Annotated in this window: 17 protein-coding genes and 1 riboswitch; of the genes, 6 read left to right on the top strand and 11 right to left on the bottom strand. The window is 60.0% G+C overall.

From position 1 onward, the window contains the following. Positions 1-151: 151 nt before the first annotated feature. Positions 152-667, bottom strand: coding sequence for a YwhD family protein (locus tag ACFSR7_RS08485; RefSeq protein ID WP_378160506.1), 516 nt, complete (start codon positions 665-667; stop codon positions 152-154). A 509-nt stretch (positions 668-1,176) separates the two neighbouring features. Beyond that, a complete protein-coding gene (locus ACFSR7_RS08480) occupies positions 1,177-2,013 on the bottom strand; it encodes a hypothetical protein (RefSeq protein ID WP_378160504.1) in 837 nt (278 codons plus the stop codon). 193 nt (positions 2,014-2,206) lie between these two features. Here ACFSR7_RS08480 and ACFSR7_RS08475 point away from each other — a divergent pair, with 193 nt between their 5' ends. The 3 genes from ACFSR7_RS08475 to ACFSR7_RS08465 all read left to right on the top strand — a co-directional run bounded on the left by ACFSR7_RS08475 (position 2,207) and on the right by ACFSR7_RS08465 (position 6,107). Further along, positions 2,207-4,321, top strand: a complete 2,115-nt coding sequence (locus ACFSR7_RS08475; RefSeq protein WP_378160502.1) for a M1 family metallopeptidase — start codon at positions 2,207-2,209, stop codon at positions 4,319-4,321. Between the two features lie 16 nt (positions 4,322-4,337). Beyond that, on the top strand, positions 4,338-5,156 hold the full coding sequence (locus tag ACFSR7_RS08470) for a hypothetical protein (protein WP_378160500.1): 819 nt from the start codon (positions 4,338-4,340) through the stop codon (positions 5,154-5,156). 334 nt (positions 5,157-5,490) lie between these two features. Next, positions 5,491-5,634: riboswitch (cyclic di-AMP (ydaO/yuaA leader) on the top strand. Between the two features lie 5 nt (positions 5,635-5,639). Beyond that, positions 5,640-6,107, top strand: a complete 468-nt coding sequence (locus tag ACFSR7_RS08465) for a C40 family peptidase (protein WP_378160498.1) — start codon at positions 5,640-5,642, stop codon at positions 6,105-6,107. Between the two features lie 186 nt (positions 6,108-6,293). Here the strand turns inward: ACFSR7_RS08465 and ACFSR7_RS08460 are convergent, their stop codons facing one another. The 6 genes from ACFSR7_RS08460 to ACFSR7_RS08435 all read right to left on the bottom strand — a co-directional run bounded on the left by ACFSR7_RS08460 (position 6,294) and on the right by ACFSR7_RS08435 (position 12,201). Further along, positions 6,294-7,595 carry a hypothetical protein gene (locus tag ACFSR7_RS08460; RefSeq protein ID WP_378160496.1) on the bottom strand — a complete coding sequence of 434 codons (1,302 nt, stop codon included), beginning with the start codon at positions 7,593-7,595 and terminating at the stop codon, positions 6,294-6,296. Continuing rightward, the gene (locus ACFSR7_RS08455; RefSeq protein ID WP_378160494.1) at positions 7,592-8,713 is read right to left on the bottom strand and encodes a DUF58 domain-containing protein; all 1,122 of its coding nucleotides are present in this window, start codon (positions 8,711-8,713) and stop codon (positions 7,592-7,594) included. The genes ACFSR7_RS08460 and ACFSR7_RS08455 overlap by 4 nt, the downstream gene beginning before the upstream one ends. Positions 8,714-8,716: 3 nt before the next feature. Then, entirely contained in the window at positions 8,717-9,679 is a 963-nt protein-coding gene (locus tag ACFSR7_RS08450) for an AAA family ATPase (protein WP_378160492.1), read from the bottom strand. Positions 9,680-10,154: 475 nt separating this feature from the next. Continuing rightward, positions 10,155-11,015: an ABC transporter ATP-binding protein gene (locus ACFSR7_RS08445; RefSeq protein ID WP_378160490.1), complete on the bottom strand. Its 861-nt coding sequence runs from the start codon at positions 11,013-11,015 to the stop codon at positions 10,155-10,157. A gap of 101 nt (positions 11,016-11,116) precedes the next feature. Continuing rightward, positions 11,117-11,920, bottom strand: coding sequence for a polysaccharide deacetylase family protein (locus tag ACFSR7_RS08440; protein WP_378160488.1), 804 nt, complete (start codon positions 11,918-11,920; stop codon positions 11,117-11,119). 74 nt (positions 11,921-11,994) lie between these two features. Continuing rightward, positions 11,995-12,201, bottom strand: coding sequence for a DUF1657 domain-containing protein (locus ACFSR7_RS08435; RefSeq protein WP_217595695.1), 207 nt, complete (start codon positions 12,199-12,201; stop codon positions 11,995-11,997). A 197-nt stretch (positions 12,202-12,398) separates the two neighbouring features. On the opposite strand from ACFSR7_RS08435, the gene spoVAC reads away from it, so the two are divergent. The 3 genes from spoVAC to ACFSR7_RS08420 are packed head-to-tail and all read left to right on the top strand — an operon-like array spanning position 12,399 to position 14,779. After that, complete coding sequence (spoVAC, locus tag ACFSR7_RS08430) at positions 12,399-12,872, top strand: stage V sporulation protein AC (protein ID WP_378160486.1); 474 nt, start codon at positions 12,399-12,401, stop codon at positions 12,870-12,872. A gap of 10 nt (positions 12,873-12,882) precedes the next feature. Further along, positions 12,883-13,914 (top strand): stage V sporulation protein AD, encoded by a 1,032-nt coding sequence (gene spoVAD, locus ACFSR7_RS08425; protein ID WP_378160569.1) that lies wholly within the window; start codon positions 12,883-12,885, stop codon positions 13,912-13,914. Positions 13,915-13,918: 4 nt separating this feature from the next. Beyond that, the gene (locus tag ACFSR7_RS08420; RefSeq protein WP_378160484.1) at positions 13,919-14,779 is read left to right on the top strand and encodes a DUF421 domain-containing protein; all 861 of its coding nucleotides are present in this window, start codon (positions 13,919-13,921) and stop codon (positions 14,777-14,779) included. A gap of 29 nt (positions 14,780-14,808) precedes the next feature. On the opposite strand, the gene ACFSR7_RS08415 is transcribed toward ACFSR7_RS08420, so the two are convergent. The 3 genes from ACFSR7_RS08415 to ACFSR7_RS08405 form a co-directional block, all read right to left on the bottom strand. Beyond that, positions 14,809-15,804 carry an ABC transporter ATP-binding protein gene (locus ACFSR7_RS08415; RefSeq protein ID WP_378160567.1) on the bottom strand — a complete coding sequence of 332 codons (996 nt, stop codon included), beginning with the start codon at positions 15,802-15,804 and terminating at the stop codon, positions 14,809-14,811. A 70-nt stretch (positions 15,805-15,874) separates the two neighbouring features. Beyond that, on the bottom strand, positions 15,875-16,666 hold the full coding sequence (locus ACFSR7_RS08410) for an ABC transporter permease (RefSeq protein WP_378160482.1): 792 nt from the start codon (positions 16,664-16,666) through the stop codon (positions 15,875-15,877). After that, complete coding sequence (locus ACFSR7_RS08405; protein WP_378160480.1) at positions 16,663-17,439, bottom strand: ABC transporter permease; 777 nt, start codon at positions 17,437-17,439, stop codon at positions 16,663-16,665. Before ACFSR7_RS08405 ends, ACFSR7_RS08410 begins: the two co-directional genes overlap by 4 nt. Positions 17,440-17,670 lie beyond the last annotated feature (231 nt).

The following is a 17,670-nucleotide window of genomic DNA, read 5'->3' as shown; positions in this document are numbered from 1 at the left end:
AGACGCTGGCACATCGTTATTTCGAGCATGGCCCGCCTTCTCGGCTCCCTTCCCCAATACCGCAAAGACACTTAAGCTAACCAAAAAGACTGCCTACGCTCGTGCGGGATATCCCCGCAAGCAGGCAGTCTTTGTTTATTCCGCGAAACGATTAAGCCAGTTGATCCTTCAGTTCCTCCGGCGAGCGGTCCCACCACTCGTAGTTGTGCGATTGCAGCAACCGGCGGAGCGCCGCTTTGTCTTCATCGCCCAGATCCTCGAGCAGGAACTTGCGCTTGATCGCGCGGTCCATCCGGTTCACATGCTCGGCCAGCAGCTTCCAGCCGCGCCGCGCTTCGGTATCGATCAGCATCTCGCACGCCGAAGCGCCCCCATAGAAGCTGCCCCGCTCGTCGCGGTCGACAGCCACCCACACGATCCACACCTGGCGTCCGTTCGGGACGTTTTCCTTTTCCTGCGAGAACTTGATGCCCTTCTCCACCTTGCTCTTCGCATGCATCGCGCCTACGTCGATATAGGCCTCTCCGCCGTCGATGATGACGGGCGATACCTGGCTCAGATCGATGGTTCCCGCACCGAAGCCTTTATGTTCCTTACTGCTCACTACATTCAGCGCCAGCTTCTTTTTCTCCGGCTTCGGCTGCTGATCGTTCGCGTTCGTATCCACGACTCATCCTCCATCCTTTTCGCTAATCCTATTTTATCGAAAAGCAGCATAAAAAGCACCACGCGGCGCCGCTGCCCCCGGAACAGTCTTGCGGAAGAGCGTTAGTCGCGAGAGCTGCTGGAGCTGGGACAAACCATTTCCTTGCGTTAAGAAAAATCGCAATAAAGTTCGCCCTTAAGGTCTTTTTGGGTCTTGCGATACCCAAAGCTGCCGCACTGCCTGCAAATATACATCTATATTCGTCGATCTCGGCCCTTTTTAACAGGATAGATGCAAAAGCGCAGTCATTTTCATTCATCAGCCCCATTTCCAGCTTGAGCTTTGAATTTACCTGCACATTTGCATCTTTTCGAACGCTTGTCGTTGGCCTGCAGGAAATACATGTACAAATGCAATTTCTTCGACCCGCCAAACCGCGCTTCCTGCCCACGACCGCCTCCAAATTTATACTTTCCGATATGCAAAAAAACCGCTCGCCGCATCTTCCCGCGGCAAGCGGCTTCCATATCTTAAATATCGTCGTCCGGCGTCGTCGGTCCTTTGGATGCGAGCAAGTCCTTCTGCACGAGCGACTTGCCGCTCGCGTCACTCAGCGTCTCGAGCTCTGGCACGAACGCGCCATACCGGTACGTATAAGCGGTTGTCAGCCATCCGATTGCCGAACGCTCGCCGTCCGACTCTCCCGTCGATACGCGCTGCACCGCAACGATTTTTCCGGAGGAAATTTTATAAGCGGACACCGGATCCACAGCCGCTCCCTTAGCGCGAACGCCAGGGATGACGCCGCTCAGCCCGCTTGCCGGATCGGTCAGCTTGACGCCTCCGCCTGCGGTTCCCTTCAACTCGTAGCGCTGCGCCAGGTCTGCGATCGTAAAAGCAGGATCGGTCACGTCGAACAATAACCTGAAGCTATCCGCTCCGTCGTAGACGCTAAGCCCTGTTCCCGCCTCGACTTTCGCCGCTTTGCGGTAGATGAGCAGCTCCGGTACGCCGTCGCCGGTCAAATCCTCGAACTTGACCTCAGGCTTCTTTAAGTAATCGATCTCGGCCGCCTGCATGAAGGCGAACCGGAGCGAGCCGTCCGCCAGTACCCGCCATCTGATCGGACGTCCCGATTCGTCGAGATCGGCCTCAATATCAATTCCTTCCCGAAGGTTCAACGTCTTCGCCAACTCGGGGTCGTGATTCGTAAATACGGTTTCCGTGCGCGCGATCGGCAGCGTGCCGCCGTCGGATACGCCGCCGGCCAAGGGAGGCCCGGCGAGAGCTATGGATGGGATTCCCGCGAACGCGGCGGCAGCCGTGCCTGCCGCGATCAAGCGGAGCGTGCGATGAATGGGGTTCATGACCATCCCTCCTTCTAATATAGTTATACCCATTCTATGTAGATGGACAACCGGCTAGACCGGCTTGTCCTTCCGATGCCGGGCTTGCTGCTTGCGATGGCGCGCGAATTTCAATTGTTTGGGACAAAGATATAATCTGCGGACAACCCACATATACATCTGCTAGATGCTTGTCAACGGGAGGGTTACCGTCATGCCCCAACGCCCCATTTATCGTATCGCCGCGCTCGCCGTCTCCGCCGCCGTGCTGCTGAGCTCGGCCAGCTTCGGATTCGATGCCGCCTGGCAGTCTCAGTTCACCCTGCCCGCCTATGCCGCACAGGACCCGCTTGCGGCCGCCTCCCGGGACTCCGGCGATTCGGCCGGCGCGCTTGAAGCCGACGCTGCTGCCGATCCTGCCGGAGCGTCTGCCGACTCCGCCGCTTCGAACGCCCCGGATGCTTCGAACGCTTCGGAAGGGCAGCACAACGCCGCAGCGGCGCCGCAATTCCCGCCTTCTCCGATTCCGGCACCGCAGCCGTCCGTCGCGCTCAGCAACCGGATCGTCGACTACGACATCTCGGTCAAGCTTGTGGACGGCGGCCGGCTTGAAGGCTCCGAGACGCTGACTTGGAAAAACCCCGGTCGCAAGCCCGTGACGGATCTGTACCTTCATTTGTATCCGAACGCGTTCGCGCCCGGCAGTACGTTCCTGAACGAATCGAACGGCCAGCTGCGCGGCGTGAAGATGACGCCGGGCAAGGACGGCGCCATGGAGCTGAGCGAGCTGACGACCGAGGACGGCGAGACGTTGCTGCCGCGCCTTCGCTACGTCCAGCCGGACGACGGCAACGCACAGGACCGGACGCTGGCCTCCTTCCGCTTGCCGAAGGCCGTCGCGCCGGGTCAGACCGTTACCGTCCGCATGAAGTTCACCGTCAAGCTGCCCCAGGTATTCGCCCGCATGGGACAGGCGGGGGACTTCGTCATGGCGGGTCAATGGTTCCCGAAGGTCGCCGCTTACGAGACGACGGGCGTCCGGGGCCGCACCGCGGAGGGTTGGGACCTCCACCAGTACCATGGCAATTCTGAATTTTACGCGGACTTCGGCGTATACGGCGTCAAGATCGACGTGCCCGAGGACCGCACCGTGGCGGCGACCGGCTTCCAATACAAACAGCCCGTCGTCAAGGACGGACGGAAAACGTACCAATTTTACGCAGAAGACGTGCATGATTTCTCCTGGTCCGCTTCTCCCGACTTCGTGACTGCGGAGGATTCCTTCTCCTCGGCCGGCGTGCCCGGCGTACGGATCAAGCTGTACCTGGACCCGCTGCACGCGAAGCAGGAGGAACGCTACATGCACGCGGCCAAATCCGCGCTGGCCAAGCTCGGCGAATGGTACGGCGACTATCCGTACACGACGCTCTCCATCGTTGTCCCCCCTGCCGACGCGGAGGGCGCCGGCGGCATGGAATACCCGACGCTCGTCACCGGCGCGGCGGCGAAAGATGACAATCCGGGCTATGAGCTCGAGCGCACGCTTGTCCACGAGATCGCGCATCAATATTGGTACGGCATCGTCGCTTCGAATGAATTCGAGGAAGCTTGGCTGGACGAGGCCTTCACCTCCTATACCGAAGATAAGCTGATGGCTGCCATCTACGGCGTCTCGGCCCGCACGCCGATCGAATCCCTTTACATGACAAACCCGATGCCGCTCAAGCTTGACGCATGGGATTACGGCGGTTCGGATGCCTATGCGGAAAACGTGTATATGCGCGGCAAGCTCGTGCTCAAGGCAATCGAGGCCAAGACCGGGGAGAAAACGATGTCGAAAATCATGCGGACTTATTTTCAGAAATATCGCTTTAAGCATCCCGACAGCCAAAGCTTTCAGCGCGTCGTCGAGGCCGTTACCAGGGATGACTGGAAGGACTTCTTCCAGGCCTATGTGTACCGGGGAGAATCGGCCGACTTCGCGGTCGCCTCCATCCGCACGGAACCGGACGGCGAGGGCGGCTATCAGTCCATCGTCCTGCTCACGAGGACCCAGGGCAGCCCGCAGGCCGCGACGGTGCAATTTGGCTTCAAGGACGGCAAAACCGTCCGCAAGACATGGGACGGCATTCAGAGCCACATCCAGATCCGATTGCAGTCGGCATCACCGCTATCGTACGTAGCGGTCGATCCGATGCTCGATATCGTGCTCGATCACAGTCGTTACGACAACTATCTGAAGGCTGAAGCGCCCGTGCGCAAGCGGACCAAGCTCGACGTCACGCTGGGACAGCTGATCGACGCGATCGTCGGCAGCATGGCCTGGTGAAGGAGGGGGAACCGACATGAACGACGCGATCCGAAAAGGCTGGGAGACGACCAAGCGGCACAAATACGTGCTCGTCGCCTTGTTCCTTTACCGCCTGCTGTGGGGATTTTTCCTCTACCGGTTTATCGACTCGGTCGTGGCGCCGATCCTGACCCGGTACCCGGACGAACATCCGCTCGGCGCGGCAGCCAAGCAGCTTTTTGCGATCGAGGCCCAATTTCGTCTGCTCAAGACGGATCTCGCCGATCATACGCTGCTCTTGCTGGGCGGCATGCTCCTCCTCCGCATGCTGATCACGCCGGTGCTGAACGCGGGACTTTACTACTCCTTCGCCAACGCGGAAGATCAGGGCGGCACCCAAGTGCTCAAGGGCATCCGGCAGGCTTGGAAAAAAGTGTCGCTGCTCTACGGCGCCGAGAAGCTGATTGCCTTGGCTCCGGCAATCTGGCTGATTCCGTTCGGACGAAACGCATATATGGAAATGCCCGATGCCGCGTCATGGCTCGGACAGATGCTTCCTTACGCCGCGGGCTGGACGCTCTGGATGCTGGCGGTGCACCTTCCCTTTTTGTTCATGCAGTTCAGCGCCGCGGCCGGGGGCAGCCCCTGGCAGGGGGCGCTTCGCTCGGTAAGCCGCCTGCTCCCTCTGCTTGGCGTGACGATCCTGTTGCCCCTGCTCTCCCTGCTCGGTTCCGCCGCCGTATCCGGCGCCACGCTGATCTGGACCGGCCTGCTGGCGATCGCGCTGAACCAGGCATTCCACTTCGTCCGGTCAACGATCGCGCTCTGGACGGCGGCCTGCCAGCATCGCTTGTGGCAGCGCGAAGAAGCTTGAAACAACGCTTAAAAACAGCAAGAGACGGACGCGCCGTTCATCGGAAGATGGGCGGAGCGCCGTCTCTTTTTTTGCAGGCTATTAATATCGGTCGAGAGGGCGGCATAGACTACGATCATACTCTTGCGACTGCAGCCGTGTCGAAGACTTGCGCCCTCTTAATCTTTCTCATTTATTCATAGGCTTGGCCTTTCGCGGGCGTAAACCCCGCATCCCTTGCTGCGCTTGGGTTTGGAGATGTCGCCAGCATAGTCCTTTTAATTTGGGACATTAAGGATTTCTAATCTTGAAGGAGCAGGAGTTGGGGCCTAAAAATCGAATTTCTAAAGCTAAGGTGCGAAAACTGCCGAATTCCCGCGCACTGGGAAACGGGGGAACCAGTCTTTACCGGGTGAATTGGCTTTGCCTCGCGCAGAAGCCATAGGGAACCTTCAACCGAACCCTCCAGCTAACCTCGTAGGCACTTGGAAGGAGCTTCTTGTTTTGCGCAAAGTTACAGTACTTCTACTTGCTTTAACCTGCCTCCTGGCTTTCCAGTTGGGCAGCGCATCCGCAGCTTCCAAGCTCGACTCGACCGTCTCCAAGCTGATCGGCATCGATTACGATTACGGCGGCACGACGACCAGCGGCTTCGATTGCTCCGGATTCACGGCTTATGTTTTCAAGAAGTTCGACGTCAAGCTGCCTCACTCGTCCAAAGGCCAATTCGCCATGGGCGACAAGGTTGCTCGCGAAGATCTTCGTCCGGGAGACCTCGTATTCTTCAATACGAGCGGCGAAGGCGTGTCCCACGTAGGCATCTATGTCGGTGACAACAAATTTGCACACTCGGCTTCCAAGGGTGTTACGATCTCGGATCTGGATGAAAAGTATTATGCGAAGCGCTACGTCGGCGCTCGCCGCGTAATGGACTCCGACACCTACACGTCCGTGGCAATCGATCACGTGTAAACTCGGTTGAAGTGGAATGCTTAGGCAAAGACCCGCCCCCAAAGCGGGTCTTTGCTGCTGCTTGGAGTGAATGGAGAGGTTACTTAGGTTGTACCCTTGCTGTAAAGATTTTGAAACAGACCTGACGTAGAAATTTGCGCAAAAAAACGGGCTTTGGCGCCGTAAGCCAAGGCCCTCTTTTTTTCGTCATGCTTTCCAGGGAAATTCTGCGCCGAGGCGATCGGCTTCCTCCGGCTTTACCCGGCCGCCGTAGCGAGCTCTGCCGTACAGCTCGCCGAGCGGACGGGACACTTTCGCCAGCCAGCCTCGGGATGCCGCCTCCGATGCGCGGGCCTGCGGCGCTTGGTTTAATTCGCGCCACTTTTCGATTGCCCCGATCGTCTCCGACGGCGTCAGCGATTCCCGGTGAACGTATCCTTCCTTGACCGCATCGGCGAGCAGCGCGGCATACAGGCTTCTGACCCGGTCCTCCGCAGACATCGCCGTCCAGTCCTCTCGCCGGAGCGATCGCCTTGACTTCGACCTGTTTCGCGAGAATAGTCGGCTCAGCAACTTATCCCCCTGAAGCAAGCTCTCTCGCTCTTCGGTGTAGCCGAGATCCGTCTCGGCCGCGCGCCGTCCTGCAAGCAGCCTGCCGTACCACGCCTTCACGCGATCCGAGATGCGTCGCCACCAGACAGCGTTGAGCAAATATCGTCGCGCCAGGCGATATACGACGACAAGCGCCAGCAGCGCGAGTACGACATAAAGCGCATACTCTAACCATACCCACAGCCGTCCGGTGCCGGCCTCCTGCGGCGGGAATGCCGGCGGCTGCGCGGACGGCTCCGGCTGGGGCGTCTGCTCCGGAGCAGATTCGCCGGCGGGGACGAGCGAGAGCAGCCAGCGGATGAGCCGACGGACCTGCGGCCAGATCGGAAGTCCCGCGAACGGGAGAAAGACGAGCGCGACGACGATGCCCCACAATGCGAGATATCGCTTGCCCGCAGCAGCGAGCCGTCTCGTCACGAGGCCGGCGTGCAGGCCGGCTTCGCCCAGCGACTTGGCCTGCAGGAAATACAGCGCGGCTGCCAGCCAGACGATGCCCGCCGCGAGCAGCAGCGGCCTCGCGCCGTCCGCAATGTCGAGCTGCGACGCTGCCGCGAGAACGATGGCGTGGAGGCCGACCGCGACGGAGCAGCGCACGATGCGCGCCCAGTCGAAGCGGGCGATCCACGACAAGAGGCCAAGCGGCAGCACGAGCCACAACTGCCGCCGATCGGCTGCGCATGCGGCGGCGACGAATGCCGCGATGAGCGCGAGGTGGACGAGCGATGCGGGCAGCTTGCCGCGCAGCAGCGTGGGGAGCGCCCTCCCGACCGCGGCGCCAAGCCAAGCGAGCGCGATCCAGCCGACTGTCGGGAGGGCGAGACCGGATTGCGCGTGGAGTACCAACAGAAGCGGATAAGCGGCCAGCGCGTCAGCCAGACTACGGAGCATAAGCTTCATGGCGTTCCTCCTGCAGCTTGGCGTGATGTTTGCCTGTCCTTGTAGAGTAGCAAGAGCTCTACCCGGTTGCCCGCCTGTCGCAGCTTCCGCACGGCAAGCTCTTGCTTGGGCGTCAGGAAGGCGGTGATGAGCAGCAGATTCGCTCCGCGCATCCGCTCCTGGACGAGCTCGCCGAGCAGGTAGCCCAGCTCCAGCCGGACGGCAGGCTCGAAGCCGGCCATCGCTTCGAGGATCGCGTACAGTTGGCTGCGGCCGCGCGCAGGCTCGATTTGCAGGGGAACAGCTTCCCCTCCCTGTACGCGGCCGTTGAAGATTAGTCCCGCCCTGCCCCCGCTATCGAGCGTCTGCTTGGCGACGGACGCGGCGATGCTGATCGCTTCCTCGAACTGCTCGAGCCCAAGCCGCCTGTTCGTCGAAGCATCGGCAAGCTCTGCGTTGAGCAGCACGGTCACGTCTCCGCCGACCATCGTCTCTCTGCGGTTGACGAGCAATTCGCCGGTTTTTGCGGTGGCGTTCCAATTGACCTGCTTCATAGCGTCGCCGCCGCGATAGGCTCTGACGCCCGCGGTGTGGTAGTGATCCTCGCGGAAGGCGTCCGGCGAGCTGAGCGCGCTCTGCATCCATTCGCGGGCCGCGCGAGGCAGCTCCCTGCTGCCGAGCAGCCGCGGGTACACGGTGACCGCACAGTCCGACTCGACTTGCAGCGCCCCGCTTGTCATGCCCAAGAGATCCCCATGCGTGATCGTCAGCGTCTGGATCCGATACCGCCCCCGCTGCTGGCAAGTCACCTCATGGCGCCGCACGAGCCTCGTGTAAGGCCCGAGGGTAAACAAGCTTGCATGGTTTTGCAGCGTCTGCCCGACGCTTACCGCGAGATCCGACGTCTCCTTGCCGAATCTCAGCGCGGCAGGCATCTGCGTCTCGACCCGCAGCCACGGAAGCGGCAGCCATTTGGCGTTGACGAGCCGCTCTTCCATCCAGATCTTGTCCCCCGCAAACGCCCGAGTCGAATTGAACCTTCGTTCGTACCGGATCTTGCGCAATCCGAGCCAACTGAACAGCAGCCGTTGCGCCATCGCGAGGACGGCGACCACCACGAGCAATTTGATGATCGGCATATCCTAAGCGTAGACCGCGTCCTGCTCGGCAGGAACCGCAATTTGATTCACGATCTCGCGCACGATCGCTTCGGCGCGGGCGCCTCCCGCCAGCGGATCGTGAAGGACAAGCCTATGAGCGAGCACGGGAACCGACAGCGCCTTGACGTCCTCGGGGAGCACGAAGTCGCGCCCGCGAAGCAGTGCCCTTCCCTGCGCCGCGCGCATGAACTGAAGGCTCGCGCGCGGGCTCGCGCCGACGGCGGTGTCTTCGCTGTCCCGCGTGGCGGAGACGATCGCAAGCATGTATTGCAGCACGTCATCGTGGCAGCGGACGTTTTGCAGCGCGCCCTGCAGCTGCACGACCTCTTCCAGCGCGAGGACCGGCTCGGCCTTCGCCAGCGGATCGCCGCTCATGAACCGGCGCAGAATCTCGGCCTCTTCCCCTGCGGCGGGATAACCCATCGGGATCCGCAGCATGAAGCGGTCGAGCTGCGCCTCGGGGAGCGGGAACGTACCATGGCTCTCGACCGGATTTTGCGTGGCGATGACCAGGAACGGACGCTCGAGCGGATAGGTTTCGCCGTCGATCGTCACCTGGCGCTCCTCCATGCTCTCAAGCAGGCTCGACTGCGTGCGCGGCGTCGCCCGGTTCAACTCGTCGGCCAGCAGAATGTTCGTGAAGACGGGACCCTTTCTTAGTTCGAAGACGCCTGCCCGCTGATTGTAAAAGTTGATGCCCGACACGTCCGACGGCAACAGGTCCGCCGTGAACTGGATGCGTTTGAACGCGCAGCCGAGCGACCGGGCAAGCGACTTGGCGAGCAGCGTCTTGCCGGTGCCGGGCACGTCCTCCAGAATGATATGCCCGGAAGCAAGCAGCGCAATCAGCGCATACTCCGTCGCATCCGGCTTGCCAACGACGATCGCGGCGATCTGATCCAACACGCGGCGCGTCTTGTCCCTTACGTCTTCCAGTTGAACCATGGATAAGAGCCTCCTCTATCTCAAGCGCTTTCAATTGCCTCTATCTTCATATTACAGAGGCGTGAGCGGAATCACAAACGACGGTCGGATACAGGCCGGCGGAGTCACCGGGGCGGGGAAGCGCAGCTGCGGCGGCTTTCCAAAGGGCCAACTTATCATCGCAAGTGTCGTTCTTTGCCGCAATGCCTGCAAATATACATCTAATTTCGCCAATGTCTATACATTTGAAAAGAAAAGATGCAAATGCGCAGTTATTTACCTCCATCAGCCCGATTTCCGACTTGAGATTTGAAATTACCTGCACATTTGCAGGTATTTTATCAAGTGTCGCTAGTTAGTAGAAAATACATGTACAAAAGCAGTTTTTTCCACACGCCCTTCTCTACTTAGAAGATGAACGCTTCGCCGGGCACGCCCAAACTTAAAAAAAGCCGCCCTCCCTTATCAAGGGAAAGCGGCCTTCAACAGCCAATCGCTATACGACCGCAGCCGTCAAGCGGCCTTCTTCGCGAACCGCGGCCGACTGGCCTGCTGCCGGCGCCTGGCCGATGCCTTCGGCCAAACCGTATGGCAAGCAGAGCGGCGCGCCTGTACGCGGATCCGGGATGACGTCGGCGTCGATGCCAAAAACGTCACGAAGCATATCCGGCGTCATGACGACTTCCGGATGACCTTCGTAGAGTACTGTGCCGCGCTTCAGCGCGACGAGATGCTGGGAGAAGCGCGCTGCATGGTTGAGATCGTGGACGACCATGATAATGGTGCGCTTTTGCTCGCGGTTCAGCTTCTCCAGCAGGTTCATGACCTCAATCTGGTGCGCCATGTCCAGGAACGTCGTCGGCTCGTCGAGCAGCAGCACCTCGGTGCCCTGCGCAAGCGCCATCGCGATCCAGGCGCGCTGACGCTGGCCGCCGGAGAGCTGGTCGACGGCGCGGTCATGAAATTCGCTCATGCCCGTCGCTTGCAGCGCCCAATCGATCATCCGGTTGTCCTCGGCGGACAAGGTGCCGAAACCGCGCTGGTGCGGGTAACGTCCGAACGAGATCAGCTCCCTTACCGTCAGACCCTCCGGAGACGTCGGGTTCTGCGGCAGAATAGCGAGCTGCTTGGCCACTTCCTTGGTCGGCTGGCGGTGAATCTGCTTGCCGTCCAAGAACACGCCTCCGCTCTGCGGATTCAGGATGCGCGCGAGCGACTTGAGGATCGTGGACTTGCCGGATCCGTTCGCTCCCACCAGAGAAGTGATCTTGCCATCGGGTACGGACAGATTCAGATTCTCCACAATACGCCGGCTGCCATAGGCGAGAGACAGCTGATTCGTGCTTAACCGCGACATATGTTCACTCCTCCGGCGAACGGATTCGCCTTTATAGGTCTATGATAATCGTTATCATTATCAATTCATACTAAGAATGATAATGGTTCTCAACTCGTAAGTCAACGATTTACCATATTTGTTTTTGAATTTTTTAAGTGCAGCAGTTCGGATACCGTCACGAACCGGTACCCCTCTTCCGTCAGCTTGGGCAGGATCACCCGCAGCGCGTCGATCGTCTGCGTCTTCCCGCTCACGTAGTCGTGCAGCAGGACGATATCCCCGCTCCGCACATCGCCGAGGATTCCTTTGACGATATGGTTCACGCCCGGGCGCGCCCAATCGTCGGTCGGATGATGCCAAGACCAGAGCACGGTCATGAGCCCTTCTTCGCGCCCCACCGACAGCACCCGTGCGTTAAAAAAGCCTTCGGGCGGCCGGAAAAGAACCGGCTCCGTGCCGGCGGCCAGCGTAATGCTCTTCTGGGCCATCGCGATCTCGCCGCGAATTTGCGCGTCCGTGCAATGCAGGAGCATCTTGTGCGTGTATGTATGGTTAGCAACTTCATGGCCTTCCATCGCTTCCCGCTTCACGATGCCGGGGTATTGCTCCGCTTTTTTGCCCGTAATAAAAAAAGTCGCATGCGCCCCGTACGTCGCAAGCAAATCCAGGATCGCCGGCGTATCCGCCGGATCCGGTCCGTCGTCGAACGTCAGCGCGATAAACTTGCCTTCCAGCGGCACTTCCCAGATGGCCTCTCCTCTGGACTCGTAGTACGATCTGCCTTTGAATGCCGGCTTGTATCCGACAGCGTCCGCCTTCTCCATCGGCTGTACCGCCAGCGCGACCGGCGCGAACAAAATCGCCGCCGCAACCGTTTTTGCCGCCAAACGGCGAATGATGGCCGACACGTTTCCCTGGCGCATAGACTTGCCCCTTTCTAGCGAAGAAGGAGTCCCGGGCGAGCCGGAACTCCCAACCTCGAACAGAATTAGCGATTCTAGAATCCCTTGTACTGCGGCTCTTCCTGCTCCAGCTGCTGAACGCGCTGCTCGACCTGGTCGACGATTTGCTGCGTTTGAGCGGCTGCGTCCGTAAAGAGCTGCTTGGCCTGTTGATTTTGCGTGCTGATGGCGAATTGCTCCAGGCTTGCTTGCGCGCTTTTGAGCGATGCGACGGTGGTCTTCACTTGGGATGCTACGGTCATGTACGCTACGCCTCTTTCTCTTCGGTAATGTTCCCCGCAGAGGGACCTGTGTACTTTGCCCGATTGCGCACTCGTTCACAACTGTAAAAATTTGGAGTCCAATCGAATGCCGGCTCTATACGGGTAAAAATCCGCCCGGCGAGGCATCCTCAACCTATACTGCCCGACATTTGCTCAATCGTAGGAGGCGAACGTCATTGGCGAACAATAAGATTAAAAAGCTGACGCCCACCCAGCAAGAGTACCGCCAGCTTGCCTTGAAGCGTCAGCCAGCTCGCCCCGTCGCTTTGAACTGCCTCCGGGCCTTCATCGTGGGGGGCCTCATTTGTTTGCTCGGCCAAGGCATTCAAGAAGCGTTCATGCACTTCGCGCATATGTCGCAAAAGGAAGCCGCAGCCCCGACTGTCGCGGTGTTGATCGCGGCCTCGGTCGTGCTGACTGCGGCCGGCGTCTACGACAAACTCGGGCAATGGGCGGGCGCAGGCTCGGCCGTTCCCGTGACGGGGTTCGCGAACGCGATGTCGTCCGCGGCCATCGAGCACCGCAGCGAAGGCCTCGTGCTCGGCACCGGCGCGAATATGTTCAAGCTCGCGGGATCCGTCATCGTGTTCGGCACGGTAGCAGCGTTCATCATCGCGCTGCTGCGATTTATTTTCGGATATGGAGGGTGATCGAATGACGATTCTGAAGGGCCATCAGAGCTGGCTGTTCCGCGACAAGCCCGTCCTCTTGTCGTCCGGCACCGTCGTCGGACCTTTCGAGGGGCGAGGCCCGCTCGGCCATGACTTCGACATCGTGCACGACGACTCGCTGGTCGGCCAGGACAGCTGGGAGAAGGCGGAGCGCACGTACCTGGAGGAAGCGGCCAAGATCGCGCTGCAAAAAGCGGGAAAGACGCAGGACCAGATCAGCTTTTATCTCGGCGGGGATCTGATGAACCAGATTACGAGCAGCAGCTATGCCGCTCGTACGCTGGCTATGCCTTACATCGGCATGTTCGGCGCTTGCTCCACATCGATGGAGAGTCTCGCGGTCGCTTCTTATCTCATCTCGACGGGCGGCGCCAAGTATGCGCTGGCCGGCACCTGCAGCCACAATTCGACTGCGGAAAAGCAATTCCGCTATCCGACAGAATACGGTTCGCAGAAACCGCCATACGCGCAATACACGGTAACCGGCGCCGGTGCCGTCCTCGTCGCGGGCGAGGGAGAAGGCCCCCGCGTCGCGGCCGCCACAATCGGCCGGGTCGTCGACATGGGGATCACCGATCCGTTCAACATGGGCGCGGCGATGGCGCCGGCAGCCGTCGACACGATTATCTCGCACTTCCGCGATCTCGGCGTCGGCCCGGATCACTACGACCTGATCGTGACCGGCGACCTGGCGAAGGTCGGCCACGAACTCGCCAGCGACCTGTTCGAGAAGCATCGCATCCCGATGCACAAGACGCGTTTCCGCGACTGCGGCATGATGATCTACGACTATGACAAACAGATGGTGCAGGCGGGGGGCAGCGGCTGCGGCTGCTCCGCAGTCGTGACGTACGGCCACTTGCTGAAAAAGCTGAGCGCGGGCGAGCTGCGCCGAATTCTTGTCGTCGCAACTGGAGCGCTCATGTCGCCGCTGGCGCTGCAGCAGAGCGAGTCCATTCCGGGCATCGCTCACGCAGTCGCGCTGGAGGCGCCCGATCTCATTTTGCAGAAAGAGGGTTGACGTCATGCCGATGTGGGGTCAAATCATATTCCGATCGCTGGGCGCGCTGATCGTTCTGTTTATCATGGCCCGGCTGCTCGGCAAGAAGCAGATATCTCAGCTCACTTTTTTCGAATATATACTGGGCATCACGCTCGGGGAACTCGCAGGCTTCATCTCGACGGATATCGAGACCCACTATTCGCACGGTCTCATCGCGCTTGCCGTCTGGTTTGCGGTGCCCTTCACGCTGGAATACCTGTCAATGAAGAGCATCCGGCTGCGTCACCTGCTCGAAGGACGCGGCCGGGTCGTCATCAAAGAGGGCAAGGTGATGGAGGACAATCTGAAGAAGGAGCACCTGACGACGGACGAGCTGATGGAGCAGCTGCGCGGCAAAAACGCCTTTAATCTGGCCGATGTCGAGTTTGCGGTCATGGAGACGAGCGGAGAGCTCAGCGTGCTGATGAAAAAGGAAAAGCAGCCGCTCACACCGAGCGATATGGGCATGCCGAAGGTACACGAAGTCGAACCGCAGATCGTCATTATGGACGGTAAAATGATGAACGAGCCCCTTGCTACCGCGGGTCTCAGTCCAGGTTGGCTGGCGACGGAGCTGGAGAAGATCGGCGTTACCGTGGACAATGTGTTCCTTGGTCAGGTGGATGCGTACCAGCAGTTGTACGTCGACCTGTACGACGACAAGCTCCAGGTACCGGCGCCGCAGGGCAAGGCACTCCTGCTCGCCAACCTGAAAAAGCTGGAGGCGGACCTGGAATTGTTCGCAGTATCTACCCAGGATGCGGAAGCCAAAGCCATGTATACGCGCACTTCCGCTGCGCTGGCGCAGGTCATCTCCGATCTGAAGCCGATGCTGATGTGTTGACGTGCTGATACGGCGGAGCATCTTGCCCGTCAATAGATACGGCTGACGATCTCCTCGAACTCGGGCTCCTCCACGTGCACGTCCGCGATGTCTCCCCATTCGGACAGCAGCCGCAGCACCTCCATCACGCCGATGCGCTCGCGGTTGAAGCTCACCTCCGCTTCTCTTCCTTGCGCTTCTACCACGCGAACCTCGTCGGAGGCGGCCTGTCGGCTGCCTCCGATTCGCATGTCCGGCGCAAGCTTCGTGTCCTGTCCGTACGTCACGCGAACGGTCGTCGGCAGCCCGATTCGCTCCCGGAGCTTATCCAGCGCCCCATCGTAGAGCAGCTCGCCGCGGCTGATCACGATGACCCGCTTGCAGAGCGTCTCGATGTCGTCCATATCGTGCGTCGTGAGCAGAACCGTTTTGCCGAATTGTTCGTTGAGCAGCTTCAGATGATCCCGAATCTGCCGCTTCGCCGCGGCGTCCATGCCGATCGTCGGTTCGTCCAGCACCAGCAGCTCCGGATCATGGAGCAGCGCCGCGGCCAGATCGCCCCGCATCCGCTGCCCGAGCGACAGCCGCCTGACGGGCGTATCCCAGAAATCCCGCAGCTGCAGTACCTCCTCCAGCTTGGCCAGCTGGCAGTCCTTCTCCGCGGCGCCGAGCCGGAACATCGCGGCCAGAATGTCGAAGCTGTCCTTCAGCGGCAAATCCCACCACAGCTGCGACCGCTGCCCGAATACGACGCCGATGCGCCTCGCTACGCGCCGCCTGTCCCGCTGCGGGCTGAGCCCGCCGATCCGGACCTCTCCCGCGCTGGGGTGCAGGATGCCGCACAGCATTTTGATCGTCGTCGACTTGCCCGCGCCGTTGGGCCCGATGAAGCCGACGAACTCGCCCTCCGCAATCCGCATATCGAGGGCATTCACGGCCGTGACGACCTTGCGTTCGCGGGAGAACAGCGTGCGGACAGCCTTGAGCCTGCCCTCCTTGGGCAGCGTCGTCGTAAATGTTTTGCCGAGCCCTTTGGCTTCCAGCATCGTTATCATATCAATCCCTCCTCGATCGATTTATCTCCAAATTGTCAAAACAGAGCGGCGTGTAAAAGATTCAGGTACCCGTGCTTTGATACTTCCTCACCCCGATGCGCCACAGGACGAGCGCCGCTCCGAGAGCCATCGCCGCCACGGCTGCCGTCGCCGGAATCGTCCACCATCCCCATTCGGATCGGACGATGAACATGGCGGGCACGTAATTGATGAAGCCGAATGGAATGACGGTCAACAGCAGCGTGCGAAGCCAGTCCGGAAAAAGGCTGAGCGGCAGCTGACAAGCGGTCGTGGACGCATTGTCCGTCAAGACCGACAGGTCCTCGGTTCGCGTCGTCCAAAATCCGACCGCTGCAGTCGCAAGGCCGACGGCGAACATGATGACGGTCCCCGTGCAGACGATCAGCAGCGTTGCCGGGATGGCCGTCCAGCCGATCCGGCCGTCGCCGAGCAGCTTGCCGAGGCATACGCCGAGCACGGTCAAGCTCTGCAGCAGCTCGCCGCCGACCATCCGAGTCCGCGATGTCAGCACCGACAGCAGAAGCGGCATCGGTCGCAGCAGCAGCTGGTCCAGTTGGCCGTTTACGAGATACGGCTCAAAATTGTTAACGGCGGAGCCGAAGCCCCGGTACAAATATTTGGCCGTCATGAGCACGCCGTACAGGTAACCGATCTCCCATACGTTCCAGCCCCGGATGGCGCCGAACGCGTGCAGCACGACCGCCAGCCCGAGAAACTCGGCGACGGTGACGACCGATGCGAGCAGCGTCGTCAGCAGGAAGCTGACCCGGTACTGCATTCTCGCGCGGACGTTGATTTTATAGAGCATCCATGAGATACGCATCCAGTTCATCCGCCCTGCACCTCCACTTTGCGCCTTACGGCGGATGTCGCCGCGATGCAGGCCAGCGAGAGCAGCAGACACCAGAAGACCGGGGCGAGCAGCGCCGCAGGGGCGGCATTGCCTAGATAGGTACGGGTCGGAATATCGTTGAACACTGGATACGGCGACAGTCTCGAGATCGTCTGCAGCCAGCCGGGCATCCACGAGATGGGCATGAGGAAGCCGGACAGCACGAAGCTCAGCGAATAATTCAGCAGGCTGAACCAGCGGCTCTCCACCGTCCAGAGCGCCGTCACTCCGATGCAGTACGAGATGCAGATGCCTGTATAAGCCGCCATGACGAGCGCCGCAAGCGTGCGGAGCCAGAGGACGGGGTCCGACGGAACCGGCAGTCCGACGAACAGCGCATAGAGAACATAAAGGGGCAGCGCGGTGAACAACACATTGTAGATGATTGAGCCCGCTTCCCGTCCGGCTGAAAATACGAACAGGTGCACAGGGCGGATCAGGTCGAGCGCGATCTGGCCCGTCCGGACCCGATCCTCCAGTCCAAGCCCGTGCGAGGTGAACGTCAGCCACAGGATCACTTGATTGAACGCGATGTAAGCGACCATCCCCTCTCTGCCGTAGCCCTTCAGCGCGTACTGCTCGCCGATCCCCTGCCAGATCGAGATATAGATCATGCCGAAAATAACGCTGGCAACCGTGCGCACAGCGTGCGATGCCGTGTACTGCAAACGGCTCTCGTACGCGCTTCTGGCCAGCACCCATAGCACAGTCATTTGGACCCTCTTTTCCGCGTTAGAATGGCTCTCCCGGGAAGAGCATTCCAAATGATAACAAATTCAGAAAAAAAGACTAGACTATTCTTTTCCGGCGTGCTATTCTAATATTATAGATGTCGAGGAAACATATTTCTTTTTCGATCAGCCAACACTGATCCCCCTCACTTAAAATTTGCCTAAAATCCGCCTTCGGCGGTTTTTTTTATGCCTTTAAACGGTAATATGGAG

This window comes from Cohnella sp. GCM10020058, from assembly GCF_042683485.1.
Lineage (GTDB): Bacteria > Bacillota > Bacilli > Paenibacillales > Paenibacillaceae > Cohnella.
The sequence above is the reverse complement of the archived record's forward strand: the minus strand, read 5'-3'. Positions and strand labels throughout refer to the sequence as shown.